Annotated in this window: 16 protein-coding genes; 10 read left to right on the top strand and 6 right to left on the bottom strand. The window is 50.7% G+C overall.

Annotated elements, in window-relative coordinates:
* Position 1: 1 nt before the first annotated feature.
* The 3 genes from pth to psbH all read right to left on the bottom strand — a co-directional run bounded on the left by pth (position 2) and on the right by psbH (position 1,543).
* Positions 2-658, bottom strand: coding sequence for an aminoacyl-tRNA hydrolase (gene pth / locus IQ256_RS03735; protein ID WP_193854216.1), 657 nt, complete (start codon positions 656-658; stop codon positions 2-4).
* An 18-nt stretch (positions 659-676) separates the two neighbouring features.
* Complete coding sequence (locus IQ256_RS03730) at positions 677-1,114, bottom strand: TatA/E family twin arginine-targeting protein translocase (protein WP_193854215.1); 438 nt, start codon at positions 1,112-1,114, stop codon at positions 677-679.
* 225 nt (positions 1,115-1,339) lie between these two features.
* A complete protein-coding gene (psbH, locus tag IQ256_RS03725; protein WP_038016562.1) occupies positions 1,340-1,543 on the bottom strand; it encodes a photosystem II reaction center phosphoprotein PsbH in 204 nt (67 codons plus the stop codon).
* A gap of 69 nt (positions 1,544-1,612) precedes the next feature.
* Here psbH and psbN point away from each other — a divergent pair, with 69 nt between their 5' ends.
* From psbN to IQ256_RS03695, 6 genes are all read left to right on the top strand, one after another.
* Positions 1,613-1,753 carry a photosystem II reaction center protein PsbN gene (gene psbN, locus IQ256_RS03720; protein WP_006457718.1) on the top strand — a complete coding sequence of 47 codons (141 nt, stop codon included), beginning with the start codon at positions 1,613-1,615 and terminating at the stop codon, positions 1,751-1,753.
* A gap of 283 nt (positions 1,754-2,036) precedes the next feature.
* Positions 2,037-2,285 carry a 30S ribosomal protein S16 gene (gene rpsP, locus IQ256_RS03715; protein ID WP_193854214.1) on the top strand — a complete coding sequence of 83 codons (249 nt, stop codon included), beginning with the start codon at positions 2,037-2,039 and terminating at the stop codon, positions 2,283-2,285.
* Positions 2,286-2,360: 75 nt separating this feature from the next.
* Positions 2,361-2,765 carry a KH domain-containing protein gene (locus tag IQ256_RS03710; RefSeq protein ID WP_193854213.1) on the top strand — a complete coding sequence of 135 codons (405 nt, stop codon included), beginning with the start codon at positions 2,361-2,363 and terminating at the stop codon, positions 2,763-2,765.
* A 252-nt stretch (positions 2,766-3,017) separates the two neighbouring features.
* The gene (locus tag IQ256_RS03705) at positions 3,018-3,974 is read left to right on the top strand and encodes a PhoH family protein (RefSeq protein ID WP_193854212.1); all 957 of its coding nucleotides are present in this window, start codon (positions 3,018-3,020) and stop codon (positions 3,972-3,974) included.
* 219 nt (positions 3,975-4,193) lie between these two features.
* Positions 4,194-7,475, top strand: a complete 3,282-nt coding sequence (locus tag IQ256_RS03700) for a DEAD/DEAH box helicase (protein ID WP_193854211.1) — start codon at positions 4,194-4,196, stop codon at positions 7,473-7,475.
* A 151-nt stretch (positions 7,476-7,626) separates the two neighbouring features.
* Positions 7,627-7,863 carry a DUF4926 domain-containing protein gene (locus IQ256_RS03695; protein WP_193854210.1) on the top strand — a complete coding sequence of 79 codons (237 nt, stop codon included), beginning with the start codon at positions 7,627-7,629 and terminating at the stop codon, positions 7,861-7,863.
* 14 nt (positions 7,864-7,877) lie between these two features.
* On the opposite strand, the gene dusA is transcribed toward IQ256_RS03695, so the two are convergent.
* Entirely contained in the window at positions 7,878-8,909 is a 1,032-nt protein-coding gene (gene dusA / locus IQ256_RS03690) for a tRNA dihydrouridine(20/20a) synthase DusA (protein ID WP_228024552.1), read from the bottom strand.
* A 28-nt stretch (positions 8,910-8,937) separates the two neighbouring features.
* On the bottom strand, positions 8,938-10,755 hold the full coding sequence (locus IQ256_RS03685; RefSeq protein WP_193854208.1) for an NFACT RNA binding domain-containing protein: 1,818 nt from the start codon (positions 10,753-10,755) through the stop codon (positions 8,938-8,940).
* Positions 10,756-11,249: 494 nt separating this feature from the next.
* Here IQ256_RS03685 and remA point away from each other — a divergent pair, with 494 nt between their 5' ends.
* Positions 11,250-11,513 carry an extracellular matrix/biofilm regulator RemA gene (gene remA / locus IQ256_RS03680; protein ID WP_193854207.1) on the top strand — a complete coding sequence of 88 codons (264 nt, stop codon included), beginning with the start codon at positions 11,250-11,252 and terminating at the stop codon, positions 11,511-11,513.
* 47 nt (positions 11,514-11,560) lie between these two features.
* Entirely contained in the window at positions 11,561-12,070 is a 510-nt protein-coding gene (locus tag IQ256_RS03675; RefSeq protein ID WP_370623339.1) for a SufE family protein, read from the top strand.
* 86 nt (positions 12,071-12,156) lie between these two features.
* Here the strand turns inward: IQ256_RS03675 and cysH are convergent, their stop codons facing one another.
* The gene (gene cysH, locus IQ256_RS03670) at positions 12,157-13,059 is read right to left on the bottom strand and encodes a phosphoadenosine phosphosulfate reductase (RefSeq protein WP_228024542.1); all 903 of its coding nucleotides are present in this window, start codon (positions 13,057-13,059) and stop codon (positions 12,157-12,159) included.
* 177 nt (positions 13,060-13,236) lie between these two features.
* On the opposite strand from cysH, the gene IQ256_RS03665 reads away from it, so the two are divergent.
* Together IQ256_RS03665 and IQ256_RS03660 are read left to right on the top strand one after the other, a co-directional pair.
* On the top strand, positions 13,237-13,518 hold the full coding sequence (locus IQ256_RS03665; protein ID WP_193854206.1) for a glutaredoxin family protein: 282 nt from the start codon (positions 13,237-13,239) through the stop codon (positions 13,516-13,518).
* Between the two features lie 36 nt (positions 13,519-13,554).
* A complete protein-coding gene (locus IQ256_RS03660; protein WP_193854205.1) occupies positions 13,555-15,120 on the top strand; it encodes a UDP-N-acetylmuramoyl-L-alanyl-D-glutamate--2,6-diaminopimelate ligase in 1,566 nt (521 codons plus the stop codon).
* Positions 15,121-15,431: the final 311 nt, after the last annotated feature.

The raw sequence follows: 15,431 nt of genomic DNA, 5'->3' as shown, positions 1-15,431 counted from the left end.
GCTAGTGATCTACTTCGCGACCGTTATACAAATTCATCGAGCGCTCTACGCCTTTTCTCAAGCTTAGATCTACAGCATCGACTGCCATCGGAATTACGGCATCAACTACTTTTCTCTCTTCTGGGGCAAAGCGACCCAGAACGTGAGAAACCACAGCACCATCGCGATCGCCACTCTTATCCGCACTGCCAACCCCCACTCTCAATCGCGGAAATTCCTTAGTTCCCAAATGAGAAATAATCGACTTCATGCCGTTATGACCGCCCGCACTGCCTGAGAGCCGCATTCGCAGTCTGCCAGTCGGCAAGTCCATATCATCGTATATCACCAGCACAGCCGTCGGCTCTAGCTTATACCAGTCCAAAACAGCACGTACTGCCTGCCCAGACTTGTTCATATAGGTAGTTGGCTTTAGTAAAACGATCCGCTCTCCCGCGCTGCGAAATTCGCCTGTTGCACCTTGAAACCGTTTATTAGGTGCAAGCGAAACATCTGGAAAACTTTTCGCCAGGGCGTCAACAATTTCAAATCCGATATTGTGCCGTGTTCGATCGTACTTTGCACCCGGATTACCCAGTCCGACAATTAATCTAGGCACTACCAATGCCGGGGCGATGGTTGGCTGATCTTTTTGAGTACTTGGAGGTGTCCCTACCATCTTTTCTTTTGCTACTTGCTAGGCTGGCTGCGACTCGTCTACAGTTTCAGCCACTTTGGTTTCATCGGCTTCGCTCTTTTCATCGGCTTCGTTATTAGAGGCTTCAACGATCTCGGCCTCAGTCGGCTCGTCTTGACTGCTCGTTTGATTGCCTTTTGGAATGGCCGCTTCATCGACTGTCTGATTGGGCGTCTGATTAGGCGCACTAGCCTTCTTCTGTCCTTGAGAAATCGCCCGAGGCCCCTCTAGCGTTGCCTTCATAGGCTCTACTGTCTGCTCAATCCGCTCGGCCTCTTTCTTAAATTCAGTCTCAAATTCTTTCGTCGCGTCTTGAAATCCTTTCATGGCCTTACCGAGGCTACGGCCAATTTCCGGCAGCTTTTTAGGCCCAAATACCAGCAAGGCCACGATCATAATCAGGCCCATCTCAGGCAGGCCAATTCCAAAGATGTTCATTTCTTTTCGTCCAAAGCGTGTTCTATTGCCTGCTTCTATTATCTAAAGCTGTGAAGTATCTGAAGCTATCTAAAGCTGCAAAGGGGCGATGCATTACACACCTGCCCCTTGTTTAACAGTAGTACTGTTAGCCAGCTAATATCTGCAGCCAATCTTTGAAGCATGTGCAGCGAGTACCTCAGTTCAACTAGCAGTTCGACTAGCAGGCCAGCGGCAAACGCTGAGCTAGTTGCCGAGACTTCTCCAATCGACATCAACGTTGTTAATGATCAAAGAAGAATTGTATAGCTGAAGGATGATCAGCAAGAATACTAGGAACAGAACCATAAACACGCCCATTACCGGCGTTGTTCCCCATCCAGGAGAGACCTTACCGTATTCAGAGTTCAAGGGCTTTAGGAGGTTGCCCAACTTTGTGCGCTGTGCCATGGGGAGATCTGGAGGTAAACTTTACTTTATATTCTGTAATATCATAGAGGAAATCACGAAAAAAACTAAATGGAAAACTTAGATTCTGCAACAGTTCTTATTGTGTCCGTAGCGACGATCGTCTTTGCCTTCACTGCGTTTGCCGTATACACAGCGTTTGGTCCACCAGCCAAGCAGCTAAGTGATCCGTTCGAGGATCATGAAGACTAGACCAGCGAGGACTAGCTCAGTCTGGCTAGCTCAGCTTTAAAAGCCATGCTGAGCCGCTTGATTCTATGCTAGCTAAGCCTGTCAGCTCTATGCTAGAAGCGGGCAAAGTTGAGGCTGGCGCGGTAGTGCTCGCGCCATGACTTCGAGTTTGGCATCATTCTTCGTGCCAGAGAGTTGACTAGACCAAATTCCTTTGCCCGAACATAGCAGTGGGTGTTAAAATCGAGTGCTCTAATTAGTTCATATTCTTACACTGTTCGGCTAGGCCGTTATTACCCTGCAAATGATCAAGATTCGACTCAAGCGCTATGGAAAAAAGCGCGAAGTTAGCTACCGTATAGTCGCGATGCGAGCTCAAGACCGCCGTGATGGTCGTCCGTTAGAAGAGCTAGGCTTTTACAACCCTAGAACTGATGAGACTCGCCTAGAAGTCCCTGCGATTGTAAAGTGGCTCAAAGAAGGCGCTCAGCCGACTAGAACCGTTGCGGATATCTTGAGGAAGGCGAATGTATACGAGCAGCTTAGTAGCTAGCGATCGCTTCCTTGACGCTCGTGTTTTTGTGAGCCGACTGAACAGGCTCATTTTCGACTTGATATAGGTGAAAATATGGCTGATTACGAAGCGCTAGCGCGTTATCTGATGGAGCCTTTTCTGGACAAGCCAGAGGAGCTTAAGTTTCATATTGAATCTTTATCGGGTGGTAAGAAGCTTTGGCTAAGGGCTGCTTTTAACGAAGAAGAAGACAAAGGCCGGGTGTTTGGTCGAGGCGGTCGCAACATTAAGGCGATTCGTCAAACGATTATGGTGGCTGGCCAGCTTGAGGAAATGACAGTCAATCTCAGTGTCTTTGGTGAGCCTCAGCCCGAAAGGTCCGAGCGGGGCAGCGGTGGCGATCACAGTAGTAGAGGTCGTGGCGGTGGCCGAGGTCGTGGCAGCGGTGATAGAAAACCACCCCAACGAGCGAGTACGAATCCTGCGCCTCCAAAGAAAAAGCCTAAGCCTAGTGCTTAATTTGCCACACAGGTTTTTTCTAAAGTCGAAAATATGTGATCGAAAGCGTTAGGCTGAAGGTGCTTGCATCGTTTGGCTGTTGGCTTCTTTTCTTTTTGCGCTCTTTATCATTTCTTTAGCACTCAGTGTTTACTCGATGCTTAAGTGATGTTCACTCGATGTTTAAGTGCTAGCTGTTACAGACTGGCTACTTTTTAGGTTTCTACTACTAGCTGAATGGGAAGTTCTAGCTGAATGGGAAATTCTAGCTGAATGGGAAATTATAAACTCGGCCTGATGAGCCCTGAGAATGCGATCGCACTAGCAGGCCCTCGGGAAGAAAATATCAAACGGATTGCTCAGCAGACAGGGGCAGTCGTGGTGCTGCGAGGTAGTGAGCTCAACATTGCGGGCACCGAAAATCAGGTAAACCGGGTCAAGCGAATTGTAGAGACCCTAGAGCCTACCTGGAGTCAGGGACAGGCGATCGCTGTGACCGATGTGCTGACCGCCATCCACGCGCTAGATACTCATAGGGCCGAAGAGCTACAGTCGATTCAAAAAGACGTAGTCGCCACCACCCGTCGCGGCCAAATCATCCGTGCCAAGACCTTTCGTCAGCAGCAGTACATCAAAGCGCTACGAACTAGCGATCTGACCTTCTGTACGGGGCCAGCGGGTACCGGCAAAACCTTTCTCGCGGCCATGGTCGCTGTCAAGGCGCTGATGAATGAGGAATACGAACGGCTGATCTTGACTCGGCCTGCGGTAGAAGCCGGGGAGCGTCTAGGCTTCTTGCCAGGGGACTTGCAAGAAAAAGTGAATCCCTACCTGCGTCCCTTGTACGATGCCCTACACGAGCTGTTAGATCCTGAGCGCATTCCCCACCTGATGGAAAAAGGCGTGATTGAAGTGGCCCCACTGGCATACATGCGAGGGCGCACGCTGAGCAATGCATTCGTTATTTTGGACGAGGCGCAAAACACGACGCCCGCCCAGATGAAGATGGTGCTCACTCGCTTAGGCTTTCATTCGCGGATGGTCGTGACCGGCGACATCACCCAGACAGATTTGCCTCAATATCAGCAGTCAGGACTGGCAATGGCCGCTAAGATTCTCAAAGGTGTCGACGGTATCGAATTTTGTGAACTGACCAAAGCAGATGTCGTTCGTCATGCTTTGGTTCAGCGCATCGTTGCAGCGTACGAACAGTTCGAAGGAAAAGCGTAAAGATAGCGCTTTGAAAGACAGTGCTCTAATCGTTTTGGCCTGGCAGAAATCTAGCTTCAAACTTGTTTCTAGATAGCGATAAAAGTGAAATCTTCATAGCTACAGCGAAGTGACTAGCTATCGTATAGACCCATTTAAAGCAGCTGTATAGACATCCCTTTCTAAACTCCCCTTCCAGATTTAGAGACCAATTTAGATACATTTGAGCGTTCTTAGCCCATGGCAACTTTACACGGTAACTGGCTACCCGACCTTCAGCGGTTTTTCCTATGGGGTGAAACCTGGCGGAAGGCTGAGCCGACGCAGCTATCGATGCTCAGTACAGACGAGCAGCTAGCACTGCCTGTTCATCCCTATCAGCTATCGGCGGCGGAGCTAAAGGACAGTTTTCAAAAAAGTGACGAGCTTGATCTTTCATGGATGCAGGCTGAGCTAGGAACAGCTAAGGCGAGCAAGCGATCTCGATCGGGATCTGCGAAGACCACAAGCCGGAAAGCTAAGCTGGCAAGCAACTGGCTTTCTAGAGCAGTCGTATTACCGACGCTATTTAACAATTCACCGCTAGTAGACGCGCCGATAGACACTAAGTCCAAGAAATCGAAACAGGCCAAGCTGGAAGCCGTTGGACTTCTGCCGGTTCTATCTGCCGATTCTACAATCGCCCCTGCTTTGCACCCTTGGGAAGTCTCCGGTGGACTATTGCAGCCGACGATAACGGTGAAGCTTTTGACCGCGCTGCCTTTGGGCCATTCAGAAATGAGCGCTTTTGTTGGAGACGATCTGCGCTATTGGTCACATCTAGCGCGGTGGTGTCTAGATCTGCTGGCTAGAGGCAAGTTTGTGCCTGTAGTAGGGGGCGATAAGAAAGGAGCGATCGCCACCTGGCAGCTTTTACTCGATAGTGCCACTGACCAAACTCGACTCAAAGATTTTTGTGATCGCATCCCGCTCATCTGCCGCAGCTACCTAACCCCCACTCCAAAGAAAGCGTCTGCGCTCAAAATAGACCTGCCCAGTTCCAACGAATCACTGGTTCGTAGCTTTCTAGAAACCATCGTCGATGCCCAAGTTCGTAGTATTGCCAAGGACAACACCTTACAGAATGCCGCTCTCAGCAAAGATCTGCCCCTGCCCGAGTGGCTAGACGCGCTGGGCGCAGAAGATCCTCACTTTGAAAGCACCCCTGCGGGTGTCGTTCGACTCAACGATGCGATCAACACCTGGACCGCACCGCTGCAGAACCTAACCGATACAGTAGAAGGGTTTCGCACCTGCTTTCAGCTCGTGCCGCCAACCGCTGCTGATACGCAAGACTGGACCTTGCGCTACGGCTTGCAGGCGATTGACGATGATGACTACAAAGTAGATGCCAGCTTGATCTGGCAGCACCCTACCGATGAGTTTTCCTATCAAGGGCGAACGATAGACGCGCCCCAGGAAACGCTGCTAGGCGGCTTGGGCCGGGCGACTAGGCTTTATGAACCGATCAAACAAACGTTGGTTCAGCCCAGTCCAACTGAATGCGTGCTGGGTCCGATTGAAGCCTTTCAGTTTCTCAAAACGACCGTTTGGCGACTGCAAGACAGCGGCTTCGGCGTCATCTTGCCCGATAATCTAGTCGATCCAAGTAAGGTTGGCGCTAGCCGACTAGGACTACAGATCAGTGCTACGGCCCCGCCGAAGACTCAGCGGCTAGGGTTGCAGAGCCTGCTCAACTTCAAGTGGGAGCTGTCTGTCGGCGGTCAGGTTCTGAGCAAATCAGAATTTGACGAGCTGATTACGCAGGGAACACCGCTGGTTGAAATTAATGGCCAGTGGGTGGAGCTGCGTCCGCAAGATGTGCGAGCCGCTAAAGACTTCTTTGAGAAGCGTAAGGGCCAGACTAAGCTCTCGGTCGAGGAAGCGCTGCGAATTAGCACCGGCGACAATCAACTGATCGACAAGCTGCCAGTGGTGAAATTCGATGCCTCTGGCAAGCTAGATGAACTGATTTCTACCATGACGACTGGCAATCAAAGTCTAGAGCCGATGACGGAACCGGACGGCTTTGCTGGGCAGCTGCGTCCTTACCAAGCCAAAGGAGTTTCGTGGCTTTCATTCCTAGAGCAGTGGGGACTCGGCGCATGTCTGGCGGACGATATGGGCTTGGGTAAGACGGTTCAGCTGATTGCCTTTTTGCTGTATCTGAAGCAGGAGAAGGCGCTGGGTGGCCCTGTTTTGCTGGTATGTCCAACCTCTGTGTTGACAAACTGGCAGCGGGAGGTGAGTAAGTTTGCGCCGAATCAGGTGAAGACTTTGGTCTATCACGGCGACAAACGTCCGAAGGGGGCAGCGCTGGTAAAGGCCACACAGAAGCTAGATCTGGTGATCACGAGCTATACGCTGGTACAGCGAGATTTGAAAGACCTTAAGCGGGTCGAGTGGCGGGGGATGGTGCTCGATGAAGCGCAAAATATTAAGAATCCGACGGCAAAGCAGTCTGTGGCCGTACGAGAAATTGAAAGCGAGTTTCGCATTGCGCTAACCGGTACACCCGTTGAGAACCGGCTGTCTGAGCTGTGGGCAATTATGGACTTTCTCAATCCTGGCTATCTCGGCCCGCTGAATTTCTTTAAGCGGCGCTTTGCTACGCCGATTGAGAAATATGGGGATACGGATTCGCTAAAGACCTTGCGATCGCTGGTCCAGCCCTTCATCTTGCGCCGTCTAAAAACCGATCGCACCATCATTCAAGACTTACCCGAAAAACAAGAGATGACTGTCTTCTGTGGGCTCTCATCCGAGCAGGCCAGACTCTATCAAAAGCTGGTAGACAGTACGCTAGGCGAAATTGATGAAGCGACAGGCGTACAGCGACGCGGCATGATTTTAGGGCTCCTAGTCAAGCTCAAGCAGATTTGTAACCATCCGGCGCAGTTCTTGCAGCAAGATAGCCTAGGTAAAGCTAGACGTTCAGGCAAACTGCAGCGTTTAGATGAGATGTTAGAAGAAGTGGTGGCAGAAGGCGATCGCGCCCTGATCTTTACCCAGTTCGCCGAGTGGGGCAAACTTCTCAGCAGCCATTTAGAACACCGCCTTGGCACCGAATCGCTCTTCCTCTACGGCAGTACCTCCAAAAATAAGCGCGAAGAAATGGTCGATCGCTTCCAGCTCGATCCCAATGGGCCCAAAATCTTCATCCTCTCACTCAAAGCCGGCGGCGTCGGCCTTAATCTCACCCGCGCCAACCATGTCTTTCACTTTGATCGCTGGTGGAACCCCGCCGTCGAGAACCAAGCCACCGACCGGGCCTTCCGCATCGGCCAAACCAAAAACGTTCAGGTTCACAAATTTGTCTGTACTGGCACCTTAGAAGAACGCATCAACGACATGATCAATAGCAAAAAGGCGCTGGCCGAGCAAGTTGTCGGTGCAGGCGAACAGTGGCTGACAGAGCTAGACACTGACCAACTACGTAATTTACTGCTATTAGATCGCGACGCGGTAATCGACGAGAGCTAGCAAGGACGGAACATAGTAAAACAGATGGCTGTATTGAAATCTTTGGACACGGTTGCAAATATCAACCCTATTCCTATAGAGCCTGTACCGGATGCATTCGTTACAGGCTCGTCACTTGGCCCGTTGTGACATAGAGCTTTCAGCCTGAAAGATGTACCTCAGCCAAGTAACAAAAACTATAGAACGGTTAACTCTAGTCGAGCCAGAGTATCAGTCAATATCCTGTTTACCTACCGGTCAAGTAGGAACCATCGTCGCGATCTACGAGGGAGAGAGTCCTCAATATCTGGTTGAGTTCGCAGATCTACAAGGCCGTGAATATGCGATGGCCGTGCTAGAGAACAGTGAAGTCCTAGCAATACATTACGAACTCAGTACAGCAAGCTAAATCCGATCGAACGGTTATATCAACGTCTGTATCAACGCCACGCTAGAATCTATCGCCATCTGCTGGTGATACCTGGCTAATTCAGCAGCGTCGCGAACCTTTGCCAGAGCGTCTGCCACAACCGCCGCACCTGAACCCTTGTGAGCCTGCTGTGTCAGCGTTTGTTTCCAAATGCGACTGCCCGGCTGGGCGTGAAATAGGTGCAGCATGTGGCGAGTAATGCTGTGCAACCTAGCACCTCGATGGTGAGTGTGATAGTCGATATAGGGGAGCATTGACTCTACCACCTGATATCGTGTCTGCGGTTTAGCCACTTCACCAAAGATCTCCTGGTCAGCTTTTTCAAACAGAAAGGGAGTGTCGTAGGCGGCTCTACCAATCATGACTGCATCGACCGCTTGTAGCTGGGTTTTGGCTTGCTCCAACGTTTTGAAACCGCCATTGATCTCTATTTGCAACTGAGGAAAGTCTTGCTTTAATCGATGCACGTCTACGTAGCGCAGCGGTGGAATATTGCGATTATCTTTTGGACTGAGCCCCTGTAGCCACGCTTTGCGAGCATGAACGCTAAATCGACGACAGCCAGTAGAGGCAACCACTGTGACAAAGTTGGCCATATCTTCATAGCTGTCTAGATCGTCGATCCCAATCCGGTGCTTGACGCTCACTGGCAGCGGTGAGGCTGCCATCATTGTCGCCACGCAGTCGGCTACCCGCTGCGGTTGAGCCATCAGGCAGGCCCCGAAGTTACCGCTTTGAACGCGATCGCTTGGACACCCCACGTTCAAATTAATTTCGCTATAGCCAAACTCAGCCGCTCGCCGCGCACAGTTAGCGAGCAGGGTTGGATCGTCACCACCGACTTGCAGCACCAGCGGCTTTTCGTCCGGGGTAAAGCCAATCAGCCGATCGAGATCGCCGTGGTAGATCGCCTGCGCGTTGATCATTTCGGTGTAGAGCAGCGTCCGCCGAGTGATCTGTCGCATGAAAAAGCGATAGTGGCGATCGGTACGATCCATCATTGGAGCGATACTTAGGGGAAGCATACTCGGGGGAAGCATGGGAGTTACAGAATTACTTTCCATCTATAAAGTCTAGCGCCCGCTGCGGTTGGCCCCACAAGACCTGCTCATGCTTGTAGATAACCATGCCAGGCAGCGCGCCTTTTGGCTTGTATACGTTTTTAGGCTCGGTATAGACCACGGGCACCTGATCCGATTGGCGAGCCCGGCTGTAGTAGGCAGCAAGGCTAGCGGCTAGCTGTAGGGTTTTATCGGTAGGGACTTCACCTGCGTCTAAGCGCAATAGGACGTGGCTTCCTGGAATTTCTTGGGCGTGAAACCAGAGGTCATAGTCGCTGGCTTGCTTGAAGGTAAGCTGTTCGTTTTGACTATTGTTGCGACCAATGAGAATTTCGAGCCCTTGAGGAACGGTGTAGCGACGGAAATCTATGGTGTCTTTTTCTTTGCGGCGGTTCCTAGATTGGGCGGCTTGAGTGGATTGCGATCGCCCGCTCGTATCTCGCAAATATCCCTGGGCTATCAGCTCTAGCTGAGTTTCTTTCAGAGCTGCTAAATCAGCCTCGCTCTGGTAAGCAGGCACTTGCAGTAAGCTGTCTTCTACCTGATCTAGATAATTGATTTCAGCCTTTACTTCAGCCAATAGCGGCATCACCGCACTCCGCGCTCGCTTTAGCTTTTGATGCTGCTTATACATCACCTGCGCGTTCTGCACTGCGTTCTTCTCAGGGTTGAGCGAGATTACCACTGGCTGGCCAGACTCAAAGTCAGTCAGCTCAATTTTGGTCATACCCACCTGCCATTCAGATAGATGCGCCATCAGCAGATCGGCCAGTCGGCGATAGTCTTCTGCCTGGTCAGACTGCTGTAGCCGGGTGGTAAACGTGTTGGCTTTTTGCCTAAGTTTTGCCAATCGCGTCTTGAGCGTTTGACTGAGCTGATGGTGCAGTCGGCGAAACTCTTCTTGGTTGAACTGATAGCGATAATAGTCGTCTAGCAGCGTTTGTTCATTTTTGACAGGATTTAGAACGACTTGGCCGCTTTTTACTGATTCACTTTCTACCAATAAATCCGATAGAACCGTGTAGCTGGCTTTGCCTGTAGTGGCGTCTATGGCGGCTGAAGAGAATGTTTCGGTAGATAGGCAGTCCAGCCAACGTTGCCACGCCTGAAATAGACGCTGCCAGTGGTCTTCTGTGAGTTCATCAGTCCTGATATCAACAGAGAGATCGGCGGACCAAATTAGCTGGGTGGCCACCGATGAGCTGACGCCGCTAGAGGCTTTGACCAGCATCTTTTTGAGTTTGCCAGGAATCAGAGAGATGCGATCGCGCCAATCCTCAAATCCTTCCGAAGGCGAAGGCAGCTTGCCTCGAATCGCTGGCGGATGCACATAGGGGCGACCAGTTTGAATTGGTCTGACGCTAGATTGCTGCTCGCTGACCTGATGAGCGGCAGTCACAATCAAGTTATCTGCGGCAGTCAGGATTACATTGCTGTACTTGCCCATGATTTCTACGTAGAGATGCCACAGTGCTGGCTCGTCAGGACGCCGCGCAAACTGTAGATCCAATACCCTTTCCCAAGGCGATAAGACATCGATCGCGATCAGCGCTAATCCGCCGATCTGGTGCTTTAGCTGCTGAGAGAATGTAAAGGTGTCTGGCTGTTTGGGCGGTGGTGATGCCATGTGAATGCGCGCTGCCTGTGGATGCCAGGAAATCGCTAGCCAGCCCTTCGCTTCAATGGTTCGAAGGGCAATGAACAGCGTGTATCGATCGCGTTGATAGACCTGCTCACAGCGAGCGGGCAGCCAGTGGGTACGCAAACCAGCACTGGCTGCCAATAAGGTCGTGTAGTCAACTGGCTGCACAAAGCACCTCGTCAGAGCGTTATTAAAGTATTAAAAGTGAAGACAAATCGCAAAGGAAAAGCCGGCTATAGATCAAAAGTCGGCAAGAAAGACACTGTTTGGGTTAGAAGCATGCCTGTTTTAGGTCATTCAAAACTATCGACTAGATGCGATGATAGAGTTTCAAAGCAGTCAGCTTCAACTAATTTTTTAGCTAAAGTTGATAGATAGCTACTGACAGCAGCTTGTAGTGACTCGAGATCTGAATCGCTTTAGTGTCACTGCATGCATCCTCCATGTACGCACCTTCTAGCTGCCGATATCAATAGCAGAATCTCCCAGCTACAGCACCATCTACCAACCACGCGCCCAAAAATCAAAACTGGCCGAAATCAAAACTAAAAGCATCCAGCTACTTGATCTCAACAAAAGACACTGTTCAGCTCTTGGCTAGATCCTCAAAGCACGATGGACCGGGCTCACTGTAATCTTGCCTACTACAATCTTATAGAGACATGCAGCTTATTAACATCGGGTTTGGAAACATCGTTTCTGCAAACCGAATTGTCGCTATCGTTAGCTCAGAATCAGCCCCGATCAAACGGATTATCTCCGACGCACGCGATCGCCAGCAGTTGGTCGATGCCACCTACGGCAGACGCACCAGGGCTGTTATCATCACGGATTCTGACCACGTTATCCTTTCGGCCATGCAGCCAGAAACCGTTGCCAACCGATTTGTCAGCCCCAGAGAAGCCATTAGCAAGGAAGCAATATAACAGGGAAACAATATGGAACCTAGTGTAGAACCTCTAGTAGAAGTACTGTGAGTTCAGAACCTGACACGCTATGGTTGAGAGAGGTTCGTTACATATCGCAATTCCTGCCGCATCGAATGAGTACCGCCGCCCGTCCTGCCCAAGTTGATAAACTCGTCAAACGCTTTGCTAGAATCAACGACCCCAAACGCCGATATGAGCAGCTACTTTGGTATGCCAAGAAATTAGCAGCCTTTCCAGCCGAAGAAAAAACTGCTGAGAACAAGGTACCAGGGTGCGTTTCACAGGTATACGTCACCGCTAGTCTTGACCAAGATGGGGTCAGCTTTCAAGGCGATTCGGACGCGCAGATCACGAAAGGGCTACTAGCAATGCTAATCATCGCCTTGGATGGTCTCTCACCGACAGAGATTGTCAAGCTATCCCCGGATTTCATCAAAGAGACCCAGTTAGATGTCAGTCTCACACCGTCTCGGGCTAATGGCTTCTACAACATCTTCAAAATGATGCAGCAAAAAGCACTGTCCTTAACCGGATCTGACACCAGCGAAGGCTAACTAAGCAGGCTACTGCTAACTGCTAATTGAGCGCCGATTAAGTACTGATTGAGCCAATCGGTTCACGAGCGCTACATTCACGAGCGCTACAGGTGAATGCCGCACTCTGTCTTGTCAGATCCCCGCCAGCGCCCTGCTCGCTCGTCTTCACCGGCTACCGTGCGAGTCGTTAGCGGCTGATCGCCAATACTGGTATAGCCCTGATCGTGCAGTGGGTTGTACATCACGTCATGCTTGAAGACATAGGCCCAGAGGTCTTTGTGCGTCCAGCGAGCTAGCGGATTGATCTTTAACCTGCCTTGGTCATCCCGCTCGAAAATAGGAAGATCTTTACGCGCTTCAGACTGATCGCGCCGTCGTCCGGTAATCCAAGCGATCGCACCTAGATCGCCCAAAGCTCTTTGTAACGGCTCTACTTTTGTGAGTTCATAGAACCTATCAATATCGGTATCCCATAGCTTTTCGCCATAGCGAGCAGCGAAAGACGCTTGGGAATGGGCACCAATAGCCGTGTAGGTATGCAGATCTAAGTGATAGTGGGCTTGCGCCTGGCGAGCAGTATCTAGGGTTTCGGGAAACAGATGCAGCGTATCTAGAAAGATAACGGGCACCGGATGATTGAGCTCTTCGTAGAGCATGTGGGAAATAGCTAGAAAGCTAAAAGAGGTGGTTTGCACTAACCCTTTTGGGATATGCGTTATGCACCAGTTCAAAATTTCTTGTGGCGACGCCTGGGCAAATCGCTGGTTGAGCAAGTCTAGATCTAGCTGCTGCACAAACTGCCTGGGATTGCAGGCGGCTACCGCATCAATGGCGGATAAGTCGTTGACAGATAAATCTTTTACAGATAAGTCTTTTGCGCTCAGATTTTCGGCAGGTAGATTATTAGCTGGCAGACTGCTAGCAGATAAATTATCTAGATTGCTCACAGATGCCTCTGTACACTGAACCATATCGTTCACCACCAAATCTAATCGTGGTTGTTCCAAATGTTCTCCACAATCCTACCTCAAGAAACACCCGTATTCCGATCGGAATACCGGCCATTATTTTTCTTGGCCTATTTCTCAGACTTTGATGTCCAGTTGCCTAGCAATCAAACGACAATAGAAACTGCCCACTCATAGAAATCAATAGAAATAGACAATCGGTCTCTTCGCCAGCTTATGAAAACGCTCATTCTGTACAGCAAACCCGGATGTCATCTTTGCGAAGGACTTCAGGAAAAATTAGAAGAGCTGCCCGTTCGTCTAGAGATTAGAGACATCACCCAAAACCAGAGCTGGTTTCAAAAGTATCAGTACGAAATCCCGGTTCTTTGCTATGCCGACCATGCCGAAACGTCGGCTGTCGCCACAGAGCATCCCTTACCTCGCCTTTCTCCACGGGCATCGACCGCGCAAGTCGCAAAAACGATACAGACGCATATTGGCCCGTTTGAGGCATAATTTCAGCATCAATTTTGGCGTAGGGGATATTTTGTGATGCTGCTAAGAGATCTTTTTACCGGACTAGAAGCGTCGGGGCTAGAAGATTTTCAAATTCCTGAGCCGATCGCCGATCATCCTAACTGGTCAAAAGCAGTCACTGGCCTATCGACCAATTCCCAGGCGATCAAACCTGGCATGGTGTTTGTTGGCATGCCTGGGACCAGGGTAGATGGCGGAGAGTTTTGGCAGAGTGCGATCGACAAAGGCGCGATCGCAGCGTTAGTTTCTCCGTCCGCTCTGGACAGCAAGCCCAACCCCGACGGCGCACTAGTTCTAACCACCAGCGAGATTGCTAGAAACTGCGCCGAACTGGCCGCGACCTTCTACGCTCAGCCAGCTAAGGCCATGAACCTAGTCGGCGTCACAGGCACCAACGGCAAAACAACGACGACTCATCTAATCGAATACTTCCTTAATCAGGCTCAGCAGAAAACTGCCATTCTCGGTACGCTCTACACCCGCTGGCCCGGCTACGAGAAAGTCGCTGTTCACACGACGCCTTTCTCTATTGACTTGCAAGCAGAACTTGCCAGCGCCCGGCAGGCCGACTGCCAAAATGTCGTCATGGAGGTCAGCTCTCACGCCCTCGCGCAAGAAAGAACCTGGGGCATCCCTTTTGAAGTCGCTGTTTTCACCAACCTGACGCAGGATCACCTCGACTATCACAAAGATTTCAATGACTATTTCGAGGCAAAGGCGCTGTTGTTCAGCGGTGACTATCTAAAAGCGCGCGCCATCATCAATCAAAAAGATCCCTACGGACAAAAGTTGATTGAGCGAGTGGGCAAAGATCGGGCTTTAACCTATGACATCACCGATAGTAGCGCCGATCTCTACACGTCCGGTCTTGAGTACAGCCCTACTGGCGTTAGCGGCACTCTCCATACCTCCGCAGGAGACGCTAGCTTTACCTCACCGCTGGTTGGTCAGTTCAACCTCGAAAATCTGTTAGCCGCAGTCGGCGCGGCGCTGCATCTGGGCGTATCGCTAGACCAGATTGTAACGGCACTCCCACAGTTTACGGGCGTGCCCGGACGCATGGAGCGAGTGCAGATCTTAACAGCAGATATGCCAGAGCAAGACATCGCAGAGCAAAACGGGTCAGAGCAAGATATCAGCGTGATTGTAGACTACGCCCATACGCCCGACAGCTTAGAAAATGCGCTGAAGGCGGCTAGACCCTTTGTTAATGGGCGGCTGATCTGCGTGTTTGGCTGCGGGGGAGATCGTGATCGCACCAAAAGACCCAAGATGGGTCGCATTGCCTACGAGCAGTCAGATCTAGCAATCGTGACCTCTGACAACCCGCGCACAGAATCACCTGAACAGATATTGAAAGACGTGGTGGCTGGCATCGATGGCCCGCTAGATGAAAAGCAAGTGATTGGCGATCGCGCCGCCGCTATTCGTAGCGCTATCTTGAGTGCTCAGCCGGGTGATGGCATCGTCATCGCCGGCAAAGGTCATGAAGACTACCAAATTCTAGGAACCGAAAAAATTCATTTTGACGATAGAGAGCACGCTAGGGCAGCGCTTGAAGAGCGGCTACGGACACGCTAACAGACACACTAAGCGCGAAACTGCGGAACCGATCGCGAAAATCATTTGGCAAGTGGGCATATTCGAGTAGATAAACTCAACCCACCGTCTGGTGTCTTCCTATAAGAGCAAGATTGGTTAATAGGTTTTTATGGAACAACCCACATTTCGCAAGATCTTATCTCGCAAGATCTCATAGCGCTTTGCCAACTTCGATATATGTCAGCATCGGGTGCATTCTCTTAGAGAAGAGGATGCGTTCCAACGCCTAGACGATGCTTTTAATAATAGGCACACCGCTACCAGTGATCGAAGCTACAGATACATCAGGT

The organism is cf. Phormidesmis sp. LEGE 11477, assembly GCF_015207105.1.
In the GTDB taxonomy this organism is placed as follows: Bacteria; Cyanobacteriota; Cyanobacteriia; order Phormidesmidales; family Phormidesmidaceae; genus Phormidesmis.
Note: the sequence above shows the minus strand (reverse complement) of the source record. Positions and strands in the feature narration are given on the sequence as shown.

Excerpts from the sequence above, each read along its gene's own strand:
- IQ256_RS03665 (WP_193854206.1), top strand. The coding sequence starts at position 13,237 with ATGAAAACGCTCATTCTGTACAGCAAACCCGGATGTCATCTTTGCGAA.
- rpsP (WP_193854214.1), top strand. The coding sequence starts at position 2,037 with ATGATCAAGATTCGACTCAAGCGCTATGGAAAAAAGCGCGAAGTTAGC.
- IQ256_RS03660 (WP_193854205.1), top strand. The coding sequence starts at position 13,555 with ATGCTGCTAAGAGATCTTTTTACCGGACTAGAAGCGTCGGGGCTAGAA.
- dusA (WP_228024552.1), bottom strand. The coding sequence starts at position 8,909 with ATGCTTCCCCTAAGTATCGCTCCAATGATGGATCGTACCGATCGCCAC.
- pth (WP_193854216.1), bottom strand. The coding sequence starts at position 658 with ATGGTAGGGACACCTCCAAGTACTCAAAAAGATCAGCCAACCATCGCC.
- psbN (WP_006457718.1), top strand. The coding sequence starts at position 1,613 with ATGGAAAACTTAGATTCTGCAACAGTTCTTATTGTGTCCGTAGCGACG.
- IQ256_RS03730 (WP_193854215.1), bottom strand. The coding sequence starts at position 1,114 with ATGAACATCTTTGGAATTGGCCTGCCTGAGATGGGCCTGATTATGATC.
- IQ256_RS03705 (WP_193854212.1), top strand. The coding sequence starts at position 3,018 with ATGGGAAATTATAAACTCGGCCTGATGAGCCCTGAGAATGCGATCGCA.
- remA (WP_193854207.1), top strand. The coding sequence starts at position 11,250 with ATGCAGCTTATTAACATCGGGTTTGGAAACATCGTTTCTGCAAACCGA.
- IQ256_RS03710 (WP_193854213.1), top strand. The coding sequence starts at position 2,361 with ATGGCTGATTACGAAGCGCTAGCGCGTTATCTGATGGAGCCTTTTCTG.
- IQ256_RS03695 (WP_193854210.1), top strand. The coding sequence starts at position 7,627 with ATGTACCTCAGCCAAGTAACAAAAACTATAGAACGGTTAACTCTAGTC.
- psbH (WP_038016562.1), bottom strand. The coding sequence starts at position 1,543 with ATGGCACAGCGCACAAAGTTGGGCAACCTCCTAAAGCCCTTGAACTCT.
- IQ256_RS03700 (WP_193854211.1), top strand. The coding sequence starts at position 4,194 with ATGGCAACTTTACACGGTAACTGGCTACCCGACCTTCAGCGGTTTTTC.